The sequence below is a fragment of the Pseudomonas sp. P4_B4 genome (genome assembly GCF_056402255.1).
In genome coordinates this window covers 33,559-49,471 of record NZ_JBFUHS010000010.1, presented here as the reverse complement: position 1 = coordinate 49,471, position 15,913 = coordinate 33,559, and the positions used below count along the sequence as shown (strand labels likewise).

Sequence of the window (15,913 nt, the reverse complement as noted above, 5' to 3'; positions counted from 1 at the left end):
CGCTACAGACCACTGAACATGCTGATGATCACGGCATTGACCAGGTCAATGAAAAAGCCACACACCAGCGGCACGATCAGGAAGGCCTGGTGCGCCGCGCCGTACTTTTGCGTCACGGTCGACATGTTGACGATGGCCGTCGCCGTGGAACCGAGGGCAATCCCGCCGAATCCGGAAGCAATCACGCTGGCTTCGTAATTGCGCCCCATAAAGCGGAAGACCACGAAATACGTATAGGTGACCGTCAGCAGAATTTGCAGGGTCAATGCGCACAGAATGAACATCAGCGCACCGTTGAGCTGCCATAGCTGAAGCCCCATCAGGGCCATGGTCAAAAACATGCCCAGGCAGATATCGGAGATCAGCGACAGACCCAGGCTGGCACCGCTCCAGGTTTTCAGTCGTTGATAACCCACAAAGGCGAGAACGAGGTGGTGAATGACGATGCCCGCGAACAGGCAACTTACAAATTTTGGCAGGGTGACGCCGGCATCGACCAGCACCAGGTTGAGCCCGTAACCGGCCATCAGGGTCAGGTTGAGCCACATCCAGGCCCAGAGCACGTCGTAGTAGTCCAGCGCCTTGCTCGGTTGTTGCTCGAGAATGCCGACTTCCAGCTCCGCATCCCTGGACGGCGTCAGTTGATAACGGCGTATCAGCTGGTTGGCGATTGGGCCGCCGATGACGCAGGCGGCAATCAGGCCGACGGTGTTGCTGGCGATGCCCAGTTCGTGCGCGTTACTGATGCCCAGTTTTTCGACGAAAAGCGGTGCCCAGGCCAGGGTGGTGCCTACCCCACCCGTGAGGGAAATGGAGCCCACCATCAAGCCCGCCTTGGGATCAAGTCCAAAAACCTCGGCCACACCCATGCCCAGCGAGTTCTGCAGCAGAATGAACACAGCGGCGAGTAACAGCAGGATCAGCAGCGGGCGCCCACCCTTGAGCAGTTGGCGCATGTCCGATTTCAAGCCAATGCCGGCAAAGAAATAGAGCAGCAGGGTGTCGCGAACTTGCAGATCGAACTCGATCTGGATCTTCAGACCGAAGTAAAGCAAGGACGTAACCGCTGCACAGACGAAACCGCCAACCACCGATTCGGGGATACAGTATTGACGCAGAAAGGCGTTGTGCTGGACGAGGGTCTTGCCGAGAAAAAGCAGGAGAATGGCGAGGGTAAAACTCACGAGGCCGTGAACCTGGAAGAGCTGTGAAGTCATTTAAGGCCTACCTAAAAACTGAAAAATCATTATCAGGATTCGCTCGTTCAATGTTTAGACCTGTATCAATGAACGGTCGAAACAGCCTTGCTCGTCCAGATAGCTTCCCAATCATCAGGTGCGTCTGTGCGCCAGGAGTGAGGACAGCCTAGCCTAAACGGGAAAACCCATCCGGGTTGGCATAGGCTGTCATCACGCTCCCGATGGCCAATCAAGCGGCTGACTTCAGCGTTTGATCAGAGAAATCTTCGTTCCCTCGATACTGACCCCCGCCATTAATCCTTGCTGGTCGAAGATGAACGCGTAGGCGTCGTCTTTCAGCGTCGAGCTGGACAGGTTCTTCGCAGCCCCTTCATCAACCACGACAACCGTTGGCCCCACACCGATTTCCCAGCCCTTGGTTTCGGCTACATATTTCACGGCTTTATCGGTCATCAGGAAAACCGCATAGCCGTACGACTGGGCGCCGGCCTGCAGCCCCCATGAACCGCTGACGGAGTTGTAGTAGTTCTCGACTTTCGTGCCCTTCATTAAAACGCCTTCACCATAGCTGCCGCCGAACACAAGTCCCGCCTTGATGATGTTCGGGAAAACCAGCACCGCCTTGGCTTGGTGCGAGATGGTTTCGGAAAATGGATGGGTCTTGTAGAGCGTTTGCAACGCTTGTCGAGCGTCGGTATTCAGATCCTCGGCGGTGGCCGCTCCGGCATTGTTCAGGAAACCTGCCGATGCCAATGTTGCCGTCGCGAGGAAGAACGAGAGGAAGAACCGCATTGATTGAGTCATTTGCGTACTCCGCTGAGGGAGCATTGGATCAGAGCAGCGGAAAGCGCCTGCATCACGCAGGAACCGAACCCACTGAGGTTATCCGGCGCACCCTGAAGTGTGTGAATCGCAAGCATCGCTCGTGATTGTAGTTGGTTTGCGACCTTGGTCCGCGACCTTGGCCCGGGGCCACTGATCATTTGCGCTGCCATCAGCTGATATGACCACTGCGTATCGGCCGGGTTCGCTGTCGGTTCTGCTTCTGGCCGCCAGTTTCACTTTGTGAAGGATTGAAATCGCCCGGTTGAATCACAGTTGAAATCGGTTCGTCACGCGCTCAATGCAGGCAGCAAAAGGCCCGCGCAATGGCGGGCCTTCTGTTTGGGGTCAAATCCTTTTGTGCATCCAATCTGCGCTCCATCTTGTGAGCGTTTCGTGAAAAGCATATCGTAGTAATGAAAAAGCCCGGCGTCGGCCGGGCTTTCTGTAGATGGGCCAAATCCATTTGGCTGATCCCATTGTGATGGGTGGATGTGACGACGATATGACAGGGCTGACACGAAGAGCTGATCGCTGTCGGGCTGGTCAATTTAGCGGAAGCTACAATTTTCTTGAGAAAATTATGGAACGCTTGTCGAGCGGCGAGATTTTCGCCAAACCCCAGAAACGACAAAGCCCTGAATAATCAGGGCTTTGTCGTATAAAGATGGCGGAGGCGATGGGATTCGAACTCATGGACCTGTTACAGTCGACGGTTTTCAAGACCGTTGCCTTAAACCACTCGGCCACACCTCCGTTTGCGTTGCGGGCGCCATAATACCTGAATGAAACACACTGTCAAACTCTCTGCATAGCTTGTTACAGGGCGTCTGTTATGATCTTTGCGACTGAACGTTTCAAACCAACAGGAGTGTCGCCATGCGCGAACAGGATTACGCAGTTAATAACAGCGTGCAGGCTGAGCAGCTAGAGGTTAGCCGCGTCCTGCGCAACACATACGGCTTGCTCGCCCTGACCCTCGCATTCAGCGGTGTAATGGCTTTCGTTGCCCAGCAGATGCGTGTTGGCTACCCGAACGTGTTCGTGGTGCTGATCGGCTTCTACGGTCTTTTCTTCCTCACCAACAAACTCCGTGATTCGGCCTGGGGCCTGGTGTCGGCATTTGCCCTGACCGGTTTCATGGGTTTCCTGCTTGGCCCGATTCTTAACCGTTACCTGGGTATGCAAGGCGGCGCTGAAGTGGTCAGCTCGGCTTTCGCGATGACGGCGCTGGTGTTCGGCGGTCTGTCGGCGTATGTGCTGATTACCCGCAAGGACATGAGCTTCCTCGGCGGTTTCATCACGGCGGGCTTCTTCGTGCTGCTGGGTGCGACGCTGGCGGGCATGTTCTTCCAGATCAGCGGCCTGCAACTGGCGATCAGTGCAGGTTTCGTGCTGTTCTCCTCGGTCTGCATTCTGTTCCAGACCAGCGCCATCATTCATGGCGGCGAGCGTAACTACATCATGGCTACCATCAGCCTGTATGTATCGATCTACAACCTGTTCATCAGCCTGTTGCAGCTGTTCGGCATCATGGGCCGTGATGACTGATCGTCGGCACTGAGTAAAAAACCCGCCTAGGCGGGTTTTTTATTACCAGAAATTCAGGATTACTCTGCAATGACAATGCTGCCATCGGCTTGCTGGCGGTAGATGGTGTAGGGCAGTAACAAGGTATCGAGTGCGCCGGAGATGACCACGTCGATCAGCACAATGGCAGGGGCACTATCATGTACCTGCTCATCGCGGCCTTTTTCCAGGGGCGCATTCAGCGTGCAAAAGTCGTAGGTCACGCCGCTGTAGATTCGTGGTACCGCGCCGCAATAACTCTTGTGGTCCTTGAGGCTTTTTGCGGCCACTTCGTCACTGCGTACAACCGTCTGAATCGTGCCGCAACCCGCAAGCATCATTGCCACGAGCAGCATTGCCAGAGTTTTCATGCCGTCAATCCTTCGCCGGAAACCGTCAATTTACTTCAGGCTGAAACAAATATCACTCACGCCATGGGCGGCAACCGGCGCTTGACCGGGGTTTTCTTGACGATCGCCGTATTGGTTTCAGCGTGTGTGTTGAGGCGGTCGAGCAGGGTGTCCAGTTGTTCCATCGAACGCACATGCAGGCGCGCAATGAAACAGTCGTCGCCGGTGACCTTGTCGCATTCGGTGAATTCGGGAATGGCCATGATTTGCCGTTCCACTTCCTGCAACTGCCCCGGCAATGGGCGAATGCGCACGATGGCCTGGAGTTGATAGCCAAAGCATTTCGGGTCGATTTCTACGGTGTAGCTCTTGAGCACGCCGCGTTCTTCCAGGCGGCGCAAACGCTCGGCAACACTGGGGGAGGACAGGCCGCTGATTTGCGCCAGGGCCTTGAGCGAGCGTCGCGAGTCTTCCATCAGCGCCGTGATCAGCAGCTGGTCGATGTCATCGGTCATGGCGAAATCCTCTGTTAGGCAGTTTTTCGAAACAGCCTTGATAAAAAAGGCAGATCCAGAGTTTAGCCTGCTTTTTGCTCTGGAGTAGCGCCTGGGTGCATTGGCATACTTTGGCCACAAACACAGGAGTCTGATGATGGACAAATCCCTACGCCGCGGTTCGTTCGAAATGACGGCCGCCATGCTGATCTCCGGCACCATCGGCTGGTTCGTGCTGGTGTCCGGGCAACCGGTGCTGGATGTGGTGTTCTGGCGCTGCCTGTTCGGTGCCGTTACCTTGCTGCTGATTTGCGCGGCTTTCGGCTTTCTGCGCCCCGGCATTCTGACCCGCACCACGTTCCTGCTGGCTGTGCTCAGCGGTGTGGCGATTGTCGGCAACTGGGTGCTGTTGTTCGCGTCCTATTCCCGGGCGTCAATTGCCATCGGCACCGCCGTCTATAACGTCCAGCCGTTCATGCTGGTCGGGCTGGCGGCGTTGTTCCTCAACGAAAAGATCACCGCGCAGAAACTGACCTGGCTGGGCGTTTCGTTTCTCGGGATGCTGGCGATTGTCAGCGCCCATGGCAGCCAGGGCGAAAGCGGCGGCGATTACCTGATGGGCATTGCCTTGGCCTTGGGCGCGGCGTTTCTCTACGCGATTGCCGCGTTGATCATCAAGCGTTTGACGGGCACCCCGCCGCATTTGATCGCGCTGATTCAGGTCAGCACTGGCGTGTTGTTGCTCGCGCCATTCGCGAATCTTTCGGTATTGCCGCAGGCGCCGAGCGCGTGGGCCAGCCTGGTGACGCTGGGTATGGTGCACACCGGCGTGATGTACGTGTTGTTGTACGGCGCGATTCAAAAACTGCCGACTGCGCTGACGGGCGCGCTGTCCTTCATCTATCCGATCGCGGCGATTTTCGTCGACTGGTTTGCCTTCGGCCATCGCCTGGAGCCACTGCAATGGATCGGCGTTGCGGCGATTCTGCTGGCCGCTGCCGGCATGCAACAAGGCTGGTCACTGAAGTTTCGGCGCACGGTGACGCCGTAATCCGCGACCCAGGCGTCAGATGTTCCAGCGCGACGCGTTACTGGCCAGTCGCTGGCGCATCTCGCCGACGTTGGCGGCTAGTTGTTGAGTCAATAAACGATAGCCGTCCAGCGTGTTGTAGACCGGCGCATCGAGGCTGACAAGCGGCACATCCACGGGCCGATTGAGCCGCTGGGCGGCGCCTGATTTCAACGCCCGGGCCATGCCGATCAAATGCACGCGAATCTGCCGATGCTCGGCTTTCAATGCCGTTTGCATCAGCGACATCGCCTCGGGGTCATTGGCATCCGGTCGGGTATTGCCGAGGATTTCCAGGGTGCTGACGCACATGCGCAGGTTGCGCTGGAGGGCATCGAGTTCGGTCATGGAAATCTTCACTTCCTTGGACACCGATGGCATCAGTGAGCGAAGTTGCACCATCGCCGCGTTCAGGCGGGTCATGAGCTTGAGGTGTTCGTCGGCGGTGATGGCCTGGCCGTCAATGATGCGCCCGTAGATTTTCGCGCAATCACGCAGCGCATCGGCCAGGTTGTAGCGCCAGGAATAAACCGCGTACAGCGGCAGGGCGAAGGAAAACGCCAGGGCCAGGGCAATGCCGATCAGGATATCCACCCCGCGCCACAAGCCATCGGTGACCGGGTTGTCGCCGTGCCCGGCAACGATGAACACGGTAATCGCCGATAGCAGCGCGGTGTAACCACCCTTGCCGATGGCGTGATACGAGAAAAACCCGCAGACCACCGACATCGCGAAATAGGTCAGCCAGGGCATCCCGAGCCAGGCCTGTTGTGCCACCAGCACCAAGCCGACACCGGCACCGATCAGGGTGCCGATGGCGCGCTCGGCGGCTTTCTTGCCGATGTTGCCGTGGTGCTGCAAGCCGCCGATCACCACCAGCATCGTCACCGACGCCCACTCACCGTGGGGCAGATTGATCCCGGTGGTCAGCAGGATCGTCGCCAGCAACCCGAGCGACACCCGCACCGCGTGGATCACCCGGGCATGGCGGTAGCGCCGGTACGGGTCCAGCAACGGACGCAGCAGTCGGCGCAGCAAGGGTGGCAGCCGATGGGCTCTGGATGTACTCAGGCTGGCTCTCCTCAGAAGATGTAGTCGGTGGTCAGGAAGCTCGAACTGCGGCCGCTGATGATCTCGCTGATCAGGTCCTTGTTGGTCTCCTGGAACTTGGTGGCTACCAATGTGCGGATCGAAAACACCCGCAGTGCGTCATGTACCGACAAGGTGCCTTCGGCCGAGTTCTTGCGGCCATTGAAGGGATAGGTGTCCGGGCCGCGCTGGCACTGGGCATTGAGGTTGATGCGCCCGACCTGATTGGCGAAGGTGTCCACCAGCCGGCCGACCGCCACCGGGTTGGTGCCGAAGATGCTCAATTGCTGGCCGAAGTCCGACTCCAGCACGTAGTCGATCACGGTATCCAGATGACGGTACGACACGATGGGGATGACCGGGCCGAACTGTTCTTCCTGATAAACCCGCATCTGCGGCGTGACCGGGTACAGCACCGCCGGGTAGAAAAACGACGCACGAGCCTCGCCACCGTTGGGGTTGACCACCTTGGCGCCCTTGCTCTCAGCGTCCGCCACCAGTGCATGCAGATAGTCGACCTTGCCCGATTCCGGCAGTGGCGTCAGGGTTACGCCAGTTTCCCAGGGCATGCCGGGTTTGAGGTTGGCGAGCCTGGCATTGAATTTGTCGATGAAGGACTCGACCACGTCTTCGTGGACAAACAGGATCTTCAGCGCGGTGCAGCGCTGGCCATTGAACGACAGCGAGCCGGTCACCGCTTCACTGACTGCATTGTCCAGATCCACTTCCGGCAGGACGATGCCCGGGTTTTTTGCATCCAGGCCCAGCGCTGCGCGCAAGCGGTGGGGTTTGGGATGGAGTTTTTTCAGGTCACTGGCGGCCTTGTTGGTGCCAATGAAGGCAAAGATATCGATCTTGCCGCTGGCCATCAGCGCACTGACCGTCTCGCGGCCGCTGCCGTAGATGACGTTGATCACCCCGATCGGGAAGCTGTCGCGGAAGGCTTCCAGCAGCGGGCGAATCAGCAGCACGCCGAGTTTGGCCGGTTTGAACACCACGGTGTTGCCCATGATCAGCGCCGGGATCAGCGTGGTGAAGGTTTCGTTCAACGGATAGTTGTAAGGCCCCATGCACAGGGCGACGCCCATCGGCACACGACGGATCTGGCCGAGGGTGTCCTGTTCCAGTTCGAAACGGCTGGAGCGGCGGTCGAGTTCTTTCAGCGCGTTGATGGTGTCGACGATGTAGTCGCAGGTGCGGTCGAACTCTTTTTCCGAGTCCTTGAGGTTCTTGCCGATTTCCCACATCAGCAACTTGACCACGGCATCGCGCTGCTCGCGCATGCGCCTGAGGAAGGTTTCGACGTGCTGGATGCGCTCGGCCACGCGCATGGTCGGCCACAATCCCTGGCCGCGGTCGTAGGCGCGGACGGCCGCGTCGAGGGCGGTCAACGCGGTGTCGGCATCCAGCAGCGGCGTGCTGCCGAGGATCACTTGCTCGTCGCCATTCGGGCCTGCCAGGTACACCGGGCTGCGGACCTGGGCCAGCGGCCCATTCCAGGTTCTGAGTTGGCCATCGACCAGGTACTCACGTTGCTCGGTCGGGCCATCAAGTCGGTACTTTTCCGGGATGTCGGCGGGGCTTGGGAACAGGTTCTGGAGAATATTGGCTGTGGTCATGTCGCTACCCCTCTGGATTGGCTGATGCACTGATGAATCGTTTTAGCAGACCTCAGCAACGCTTGTCATGACTCATCTCAGCGTTTTTCCGCACAGTGTGATGTCCGAGGACTTTTCGATGCCTGCCGTCATGGCCTCAGAAGCTCCCCTTGTTGGCCCCCAATGCCCTCAACCCGCCCACGCGGGGTGCCTTAATGTTGACTCTCCTTGATCACAACAAAAAAAAGCTGCACCCGGCTGGCCGGGCAGCCAATGAGAGGACAGCCATGCAGGCAAGCCGATTAACTGAAAAGCCTAGCCTTTGTTTGGCCTTGGCGGGGTGTGTCTTTGCGGCGTTGCTGGCAGCGTGCGGCGAAGAGCCGAACAAACCGCCGACCCGCAGCGAAGCAGGTGCCGCGCGGCCCGCCGACGCAGAGCTGGCGCAGGTCTACGACAACAGCTGCAAGCTTTGCCACGCCAACCCGGCGGCCGGGGCGCCGCTGACCGGCGACATCAAGGCCTGGCAACCACGGGTATTGCAGGGCGCCGACACGCTGCTCGACCACGCGATCAACGGTTACAACGGCATGCCGCCGATGGGCATGTGCATGCAGTGTTCGCAAGAACAGTTCCTGGCGCTGATTGCCTTTATGTCCGGCCAGCAAATCCAATAACAAGAACGGCAGGGTGCGATTCATGACGATGGACCTGACTCGGCGTCAGTTGTTGCAGCGGGTGAGCGTCATTGGCGCCTTTACCGTGCTCGGCTCAACACCGGCACTGGCCGAACTGCTGCGCGCGCCACGCCTGATTCCCTGGCGCAACTGGTCGGGCGGCCAGAGTTGCCTGCCGGCGGCGCGGCTGGCGCCCAAGAACCTGGATGAGTTGACGCAAGTGGTGCGCCAGGCCCCCGGCAAGATTCGTCCGGTAGGCTCAGCGCACTCCTTCAGCGCGCTGGTGCCCACCGACGGCACCTTGCTGTCGCTGAGCTATTTCACCGGTTTGCTCGATCACGATGCGAAAACGCTGCAGGCCGAGTTCGCCGCCGGTACGCCGATGTCACGCATGGGCACGCCGCTCAAGGACATCGGCCAGGCCCTGCAAAACATGGCTGACATCGATTATCAGACCCTGGCGGGCGCGATCTCGACCTCGACCCACGGTACCGGCAAGAACTTTCAATCGTATTCGGCGCATGTCTGTGGCTTGCAGTTGGTGATCGCCAGCGGCGAGGTATTGGACTGCGACAGTACGCGTCATCCGCAGGTGTTCAACGCGGCGCGGGTGTCGCTAGGCGCACTCGGGGTGGCCACGAAAATTCGTCTACAAAACCGCTCGGCGTATCGCTTGCGGGAGCGACAGTGGATCGCCAAGACCGAAGAGTTACTGGAAGACCTGGACAAGAACACCCGGGAAAACCAGCACTGGGAAATGCTTGTGGTGACCCATTCCGACTACGCCTTGTCGATCGCCCTGAACGAAACCACCGACCCGGCCACACCGCCGGTGCCGGCGGATGAGGAGGGCGGCAACGAGTTTGTCACGCTGATCGAGAAGATCGACAAATACGCCAGCGACTTCCCGGACCTGCGCCGCACCATGCTCAATAACCTGCGCCACCTGGCCAGTTTCGATGACCGGGTGGGTGACTCGTTCGACATCTACGCCAACGTGCGCACGGTACGTTTCAACGAAATGGAATATTCCGTGCCGGCCGAATACGGCCCGGCCTGTTTACGCGAAATCCTCAAGCTGATCCAGGACAAGGACCTGCGCACCTGGTTTCCGATTGAATACCGGTACGTCAAGGCCGACGACATTCCCCTGAGCATGTTCGAAGGCCGCGACAGCTGTTCGATCTCGGTCCACCAGCATTACCAGATGGATCATCACAACTTCTTCGCCGCCATCGAGCCGATTTTCTGGAAGTACAACGGCCGGCCACACTGGGGCAAGTTGCATACCCTGAACGCGAAAAACCTGCAGCCGCTGTACCCGCGCTGGCAGGAATTCATCCAGGTGCGGCAGGCGCTCGACCCCAGCGGCAAATTTCTCAATGCGCATTTGTCATCGATTCTGGGGGTGAACTGATGGCCGTCAATCGCCGCAATTTCTTGCTTGGCACCGCGGGTGTCGGCGCCTTGTTGGTGGGGGTCGGGGCGTGGCTGCGGCCGGGTGACCGAGGCGCACCGTACAGCGATTACTTCCGTATGCTGAACCGCGAACTCAAGGACCACGGCCCGATGCGACCGGTGATGTTGATCGACCTTGATCGGCTGGATCACAACATCGATGTGGTGATGCAATCGGTCAAGCGCGCCGGCAAACACCTGCGCCTGGTGGAAAAGTCACTGCCGGCACCGGGGCTCCTGGCCTACATCGCCCAGCGCGCCGGCAGCCAACGGCTGATGTCGTTTCACCAACCCTTTCTCAACCATGATGCGGTGCAGTTTCCCGGGGCCGATATTCTGTTGGGCAAGCCGCTGCCGGTGCGTTCGGCCGAGCTGTTCTATCAGTCGCACAAGGGGCCTTTCGACCCTTCGAAGCAATTGCAATGGTTGCTCGATACACCGGAGCGCCTGCAGCAATACCTTGCCCTGGCTCAAGGGCTGGGCACGCGAATGCGGGTGAACATCGAACTGGATGTCGGGCTGCATCGCGGTGGCGTCAGCGACCTTGGCATACTCGGGCAGATGCTGGCGCTGATCAGCCAGCACCCGCAGCACCTGGAATTTGCCGGGTTCATGGGCTACGACCCGTTCGTGGGCATGGGCGTGCCGGGGATTCTGGGCTCGCCCGAGGAGCTGTTTGCCAAGGTGATGGTGATTTACCACCGCTGCGTCGACTTCACTCGCCAGCAATACCCTGGTTTGTGGCGCGAAGGGCTGACCCTCAACACGGCCGGCAGCCCGAGCTATCGCATGCATGAACACGAACAGCTCAGCAGCGAAGTGTCGGTAGGGACGGGGCTGCTCAAGCCCACTCATTATGATTTGCCGTCACTGGTGGAGCATGTGCCGGCCGCTTATATCGCCACGCCGGTGTTGAAAAACACCGGGGCGGTGAATATTCCGGCGCTGGATGACAAGTCCAGGCTGTTTTCCTGGTGGGACACCAATCAGCGCGAGACGTTTTTTATCTATGGCGGGAACTGGATGGCGGAGTTCGAATCGCCAGCGGGGTTGCAGAACAATGGCGTGTATGGCCGCAGCTCGAACCAGGAAATGGTCAATGGTTCGGCGGCGGTGGGGCTGACAATTGAGGATCAGGTGTTCTTGCGCCCGACCCAGACGGAGTCGGTGTTGTTGCAGTTCGGGGATTTGCTGGCGGTTCGGGGTGGGAAGATTGTGGATAGCTGGTCGGTGTATTCCTGAGGAAGATTCTGAGTCTGTTAAACCGCTATCGCGAGCAGGCTCGCTCCCACAGGGAAATGCATTCCAGAGTGTGGGAGCGAGCCTGCTCGCGAAGGGGTCAGTCAAAACGCATAGGGAATACTGACCTTCGCCCAAAGCATTTCCCCTTCAGGCCGGTTTTCCACGTCGAATTCCTTGGCCCAGCGAATCTCCGCGCTGGCGTATTTGAGAAAGGTCCAGTGTAGCGCCGGACCAATCGCAAACACCTGTCCGCGAACCCCGTCATTTACGTCCTGGCCATTGAACTGCACGGTGTGGCCGAACTGTTTGTCGTCGGTGGTTTGCTTGAGGTAGTAGCCGTTCAACCCGAGCATCAGGTCGTCGGTGATCTTGAAACTGGCCGAATAGTCGAAGTGGAAAATCTGCCCCGACTTGTAATCGGTGTCCTTGTTTTTCTCGTTGAAACTGTAGGTGGTCTTCATCGACACCTCGGTGCTGTCCGTCGGCAGCCAGGTGAAGGAAAACAGTGGTTTGTAGGTGTAGAAGTTGTTGCTGGTGTTGGCCAGGCGGTCAACGCTGTACTCGCCGGTCGGCACGGTGATTTCAATGGCGGCGCCGAGGGTCAGGTTCTTGCCCATGTCCCAGAGAATGATCGGCGCGACCGTGGTGTCGCCCATGCCTTCGCGGGTGTCCTGCAAGCCGAACACTGCGACCTCCTGCTTGAGCCAGGGCTGCGCGATGTAGCCGGCCAGCCGGCCGCCAAACACTCGCACCGGGCTGAGGTAATCCAGGCGCGGAACGACCGCCGTGGACTCGATCTCGACGTTCGGCACCTTGCCGCCGAGCGAACTGATGTTCAGTTTCGTGGCTTTGTAGTGGTTGTAGTAGAGGTTGAACGCAACCATGTTGTCCGGAAGGCTGTCGGGCGAAAGCGGCAACATGAAAAAACCGTCGGTGCCGGGGCCGATGTTGTCCACGCCAGCCTCGGTGGCCAGTGCCGGTTGCAGGGCGCAGACGCCGGCCAGGCCAATGACCAGTAGGGGAAGTGTCGTGCGGGTCGGGATCATGGGTGTACTCATTATTATTGTTAGCGGGCTGTCCGGCATCCATACGAGGGCCGCAACATAGAAATAAGCTGTCTGCGCCCTRCAAGGCAGGGTATTGGCGGCCATTTAGGGGGACTTCTGCGGACAGCCTTTGCACCCTGTGCTAACTTCCTTCGACATAACCGGTTACAAAAATAAGAATGCAGCTCGACCCGGAATGTATGGCCCCATGCAAATGAAAGTGACCGATCCCACCTTTGAACTGGCGCTGGTGTCGCCGTTTCTCCTGCAGACCCTGGCCGAAGTCGCCGAACAAAAAGGCATCCACCCCGAGAGCCTGTGCCGAGGGTTGGGTTTTACCTTTGAAGACCTGCAGGACCCGGCGCAGCGTATTTCCTATCGCCAGGCCGTGGCCATGATTCAGCGCGCGCTCAAGGCCTTGCCCAATCAGGGATTGGGCTTGTGGGTCGGCGCGCAGAATGTGCTCGGTACGTTGGGGTTGTTGGGGCATGTGTTGTCGCTGTGCAAGACCCTGCGCGATGCCTTCGAGTTGGGCATTCGCCATCAACACACCTCTGGCGGCATTGTCGTGTCGAGTGTGGAGGAGGCGGGGGATCGGGTGTTTGTCGACGCTGAATGCCGCTTGCCGTTCGCCGACGTGCAGTTGTTCGCGGTCGAGGAGTTTTTCGCCAGCTTGCTGGTGTACGGCCGGGCGCTGGTCGGGGCGGATTTCAAGCCGATGGCCGTGGAGTTCATGCATGCCGCGCCGGACTATCTCGGCGAATATTCGCGCCTGCTCGGGCCGGACGTGCGTTTCGGTTGCCTGCAAAACCGCATGGTGATCGATGCGTATTGGCTGGACGTTCACTTGCCCAATCACCATTCCCTGGCCCTGCGTCAGGCCGTGAAATTGCTCGAACTGGAAGCCGCGCAGGTGCACCAGAAAATGGATCTGATCCAGGCGGTGGAACGGGCGATTGCCCGGGACCTGACCGAGGGCAGCCACATCGAGAAAATCGCCGGCGACCTGAACATGAGTAGCCGCACCTTGCGCCGCCGCCTTACCGAACACGCGCTGACGTTTGAAACGCTGCTGGAACAAGTGCGCCAGGCCCGCACCATGAGCCTGCTGGCCAACCCGGACATGTCCATCGAACGCATCACCGAGGAAGTCGGCTATAGCGACGTGCGCAGCTTTCGCCGGGCGTTCAAGCGCTGGACCGGCATGAGCCCGAGTGCGTTCCGTAACGAAAGCCCCAGCGTGGTCTGATCTTTTTGTGGAGAGGGGGCTTGCCCCCTCACCACAGGTTCCTGGCCTCTGACGGCACACAAACCCTCGTACTCCGGTTAAACTCCATGCTCTTTTTCAAGGAGTTCATATGAGCCATTACCAGCCGGGCATTCTCGCCACCCCCGTTCCGCCTCAAGCCCGCCATATGTTCTTCGCCCTCGAATCCGCCGCGGCACTGCCGGCTGCACTCGACAACTTGATGCAACTGGTGGACGGGAAATCGGCTGTCGTCGGCTTCGGCGAATCCCTGGTCAAGGCGCTGGATGGGCAGATCGAAGGCCTGCGTACTTTCCCGGCACTGGCTGGGGTCGGTGTCGACAATCCGTCGACCCAACACGCGCTCTGGTGCTGGCTGCACGGTGAAGACCGTGGTGAGTTGCTCAACCGCAGCAACGCCATCGAAGCGGCACTGGCCCCGGCGTTGCGCCTGGTGCAGATGAACGAAACCTTCCGCCATATGAACGGCCATGACCTGACCGGCTTCGAAGACGGCACCGAGAACCCCCACGACGCAGCCGCCGTGGCCGCCGCCCTGGTGGGTGAGGGCGCGGACGGCACGGTGGGTGGCAGCTTTGCCGCGATCCAGCAGTGGCAGCATGACTTGAAAGGTTTCCATGGGCTGTCGGCGGATGAAAAAGACAACATCATGGGCCGGCGCTTGAGCGATAACGAAGAGATCGACGACGCGCCGGTTTCCGCCCACGTCAAACGCACCGCCCAGGAAAGCTTTGCGCCTGAAGCCTTCGTGGTGCGCCGTTCGATGCCGTGGATCGAAGGTGACCGCGCTGGCCTGATGTTCCTGGCCTTCGGTTTTTCCCTCGATGCCTTCGAAGCCCAACTGCGCCGTATGAGTGGCCTGGAAGACGGCATCACCGACGGTCTGTACCGCATCAGCCGTCCGATCACCGGTGGCTACTACTGGTGCCCGCCGCTCAAGGACGGTCGACTGGACCTGCGCGCATTGCGCATCGTCTGAGTAGCAAGGAGAGCCTATGAACCTGGTGCGTTGGGGCATGATCGGTTGTGGCAGCGTCGCTGAACGCAAAAGCGCGCCGGCCTTCTACAAAGCGCCCGGATCGGCGTTGGTGGCGGTGATGGGCCGGCGCCTTGAAGCCGTCACCGACTACGCCGCGCGCCACGGCATCGTGCGGGTCTACACTGATGCGCAGGCGCTGATCAACGATCCCGAAGTCGACGCGGTGTACATCGCCACGCCACCCGACAGCCATCACGCCTATGCCTTGCAGGTGGCCGCCGCCGGCAAGCATTGCTGCGTCGAAAAACCGATGGCGTTGAATGCCGGGCAAAGTCGTGAAATGCAGCAGGTGTTTGCCGATGCCGGGCTGCACCTGTTCGTGTCCTATTACCGACGTTCGTTGCCACGCTTCCGGCAAGTGCGGCAATGGCTGGAAGAGGGGCGGATCGGCGAGGTCCGGCACTTGAGCTGGACCCTCACCAAAGCCCCGTCGGCAGCGGACCGGAACGGCAGTGAAAATTGGCGCACCGATCCGGCGATTGCCGGTGGTGGCTACTTTGCGGATCTGGCCAGCCATGGCCTGGACCTGTTTCAGTACCTGTTCGGCGATATCGTCGAAGTCGCCGGGTTCACCGCACGTCAGGCCGGTTTGTACGCGGCCGAAGATGCCGTCAGCGCCACTTGGCGGTTTTCCAGCGGGGCACTGGGCATGGGCTGCTGGAACTTCGTTGCAGACCGTCGCGAAGACCGGGTCGAAGTGATTGGCAGTACAGGCCGGATCACTTTTTCAGTGTTCGATGAGCACCCGATCGAGCTGCACGCCGATGAACGCCTCAGCCTGAACATCGAGCATCACGCACACATTCAGTGGCACCACGTCCTGGGCATGAATGCGCATATTCGTGGCGAGGCGCAGCACCCGGCGGTGGCCGAGCAGGCGCTGAAGACCGATTGGGTGATGGACCAGATCCTCAAGCGGCACTGATTCTTCAGACCACACATAATCCCTTGTGGGAGCGGGCTTGCTCGCGAAGAGGGAGTGTCAGTCGACGCCAAT

15 protein-coding genes and 1 tRNA gene are annotated in these 15,913 nt (G+C 59.4%); 8 read left to right on the top strand and 8 right to left on the bottom strand.

Going from position 1 to position 15,913, the window contains the following annotated elements; genetic code table 11:
- Nucleotides 1-2: 2 nt before the first annotated feature.
- From gltS to AC1DVE_RS13120, 3 genes are all read right to left on the bottom strand, one after another.
- Nucleotides 3-1,217, bottom strand: coding sequence for a sodium/glutamate symporter (gene gltS / locus AC1DVE_RS13130; RefSeq protein ID WP_223456999.1), 1,215 nt, complete (start codon nucleotides 1,215-1,217; stop codon nucleotides 3-5).
- 225 nt (nucleotides 1,218-1,442) lie between these two features.
- Nucleotides 1,443-2,003 (bottom strand): lipid-binding SYLF domain-containing protein, encoded by a 561-nt coding sequence (locus AC1DVE_RS13125; RefSeq protein ID WP_223456997.1) that lies wholly within the window; start codon nucleotides 2,001-2,003, stop codon nucleotides 1,443-1,445.
- A 686-nt stretch (nucleotides 2,004-2,689) separates the two neighbouring features.
- Nucleotides 2,690-2,777, bottom strand: a tRNA-Ser gene (locus AC1DVE_RS13120).
- A 123-nt stretch (nucleotides 2,778-2,900) separates the two neighbouring features.
- Between AC1DVE_RS13120 and AC1DVE_RS13115 the strand changes: the two genes are divergently transcribed.
- The gene (locus AC1DVE_RS13115; protein WP_223456995.1) at nucleotides 2,901-3,572 is read left to right on the top strand and encodes a Bax inhibitor-1/YccA family protein; all 672 of its coding nucleotides are present in this window, start codon (nucleotides 2,901-2,903) and stop codon (nucleotides 3,570-3,572) included.
- A 59-nt stretch (nucleotides 3,573-3,631) separates the two neighbouring features.
- Here AC1DVE_RS13115 and AC1DVE_RS13110 read toward each other — a convergent pair whose 3' ends face one another.
- Both AC1DVE_RS13110 and AC1DVE_RS13105 read right to left on the bottom strand, forming a co-directional pair.
- Nucleotides 3,632-3,961 (bottom strand): YceK/YidQ family lipoprotein, encoded by a 330-nt coding sequence (locus tag AC1DVE_RS13110; RefSeq protein ID WP_223456993.1) that lies wholly within the window; start codon nucleotides 3,959-3,961, stop codon nucleotides 3,632-3,634.
- A gap of 56 nt (nucleotides 3,962-4,017) precedes the next feature.
- Nucleotides 4,018-4,455, bottom strand: a complete 438-nt coding sequence (locus AC1DVE_RS13105) for an Lrp/AsnC family transcriptional regulator (RefSeq protein ID WP_223456991.1) — start codon at nucleotides 4,453-4,455, stop codon at nucleotides 4,018-4,020.
- A gap of 136 nt (nucleotides 4,456-4,591) precedes the next feature.
- Here AC1DVE_RS13105 and AC1DVE_RS13100 point away from each other — a divergent pair, with 136 nt between their 5' ends.
- Nucleotides 4,592-5,485, top strand: coding sequence for a DMT family transporter (locus AC1DVE_RS13100; protein ID WP_223456989.1), 894 nt, complete (start codon nucleotides 4,592-4,594; stop codon nucleotides 5,483-5,485).
- Between the two features lie 15 nt (nucleotides 5,486-5,500).
- Here the strand turns inward: AC1DVE_RS13100 and AC1DVE_RS13095 are convergent, their stop codons facing one another.
- Together AC1DVE_RS13095 and AC1DVE_RS13090 are read right to left on the bottom strand one after the other, a co-directional pair.
- A complete protein-coding gene (locus AC1DVE_RS13095; protein WP_223456987.1) occupies nucleotides 5,501-6,541 on the bottom strand; it encodes an FUSC family protein in 1,041 nt (346 codons plus the stop codon).
- A 44-nt stretch (nucleotides 6,542-6,585) separates the two neighbouring features.
- Nucleotides 6,586-8,211 carry an NADP-dependent glyceraldehyde-3-phosphate dehydrogenase gene (locus AC1DVE_RS13090; RefSeq protein ID WP_223456985.1) on the bottom strand — a complete coding sequence of 542 codons (1,626 nt, stop codon included), beginning with the start codon at nucleotides 8,209-8,211 and terminating at the stop codon, nucleotides 6,586-6,588.
- A 266-nt stretch (nucleotides 8,212-8,477) separates the two neighbouring features.
- Here AC1DVE_RS13090 and AC1DVE_RS13085 point away from each other — a divergent pair, with 266 nt between their 5' ends.
- From AC1DVE_RS13085 to AC1DVE_RS13075, 3 genes are all read left to right on the top strand, one after another.
- Nucleotides 8,478-8,864 (top strand): c-type cytochrome, encoded by a 387-nt coding sequence (locus tag AC1DVE_RS13085; RefSeq protein ID WP_223456984.1) that lies wholly within the window; start codon nucleotides 8,478-8,480, stop codon nucleotides 8,862-8,864.
- 22 nt (nucleotides 8,865-8,886) lie between these two features.
- Nucleotides 8,887-10,281: a D-arabinono-1,4-lactone oxidase gene (locus AC1DVE_RS13080; RefSeq protein WP_411741607.1), complete on the top strand. Its 1,395-nt coding sequence runs from the start codon at nucleotides 8,887-8,889 to the stop codon at nucleotides 10,279-10,281.
- Nucleotides 10,282-10,355: 74 nt separating this feature from the next.
- On the top strand, nucleotides 10,356-11,564 hold the full coding sequence (locus tag AC1DVE_RS13075; protein WP_223457024.1) for a DSD1 family PLP-dependent enzyme: 1,209 nt from the start codon (nucleotides 10,356-10,358) through the stop codon (nucleotides 11,562-11,564).
- A 101-nt stretch (nucleotides 11,565-11,665) separates the two neighbouring features.
- Here AC1DVE_RS13075 and AC1DVE_RS13070 read toward each other — a convergent pair whose 3' ends face one another.
- Complete coding sequence (locus tag AC1DVE_RS13070) at nucleotides 11,666-12,610, bottom strand: SphA family protein (protein ID WP_223456982.1); 945 nt, start codon at nucleotides 12,608-12,610, stop codon at nucleotides 11,666-11,668.
- A 208-nt stretch (nucleotides 12,611-12,818) separates the two neighbouring features.
- Here AC1DVE_RS13070 and AC1DVE_RS13065 point away from each other — a divergent pair, with 208 nt between their 5' ends.
- The 3 genes from AC1DVE_RS13065 (at nucleotide 12,819) to AC1DVE_RS13055 (ending at nucleotide 15,841) form a co-directional block, all read left to right on the top strand.
- A complete protein-coding gene (locus tag AC1DVE_RS13065) occupies nucleotides 12,819-13,859 on the top strand; it encodes an AraC family transcriptional regulator (protein ID WP_223456974.1) in 1,041 nt (346 codons plus the stop codon).
- A gap of 109 nt (nucleotides 13,860-13,968) precedes the next feature.
- Nucleotides 13,969-14,856, top strand: a complete 888-nt coding sequence (locus AC1DVE_RS13060; RefSeq protein ID WP_223456972.1) for a Dyp-type peroxidase — start codon at nucleotides 13,969-13,971, stop codon at nucleotides 14,854-14,856.
- A gap of 16 nt (nucleotides 14,857-14,872) precedes the next feature.
- Nucleotides 14,873-15,841 carry a Gfo/Idh/MocA family protein gene (locus AC1DVE_RS13055; RefSeq protein ID WP_223532152.1) on the top strand — a complete coding sequence of 323 codons (969 nt, stop codon included), beginning with the start codon at nucleotides 14,873-14,875 and terminating at the stop codon, nucleotides 15,839-15,841.
- Nucleotides 15,842-15,913: the final 72 nt, after the last annotated feature.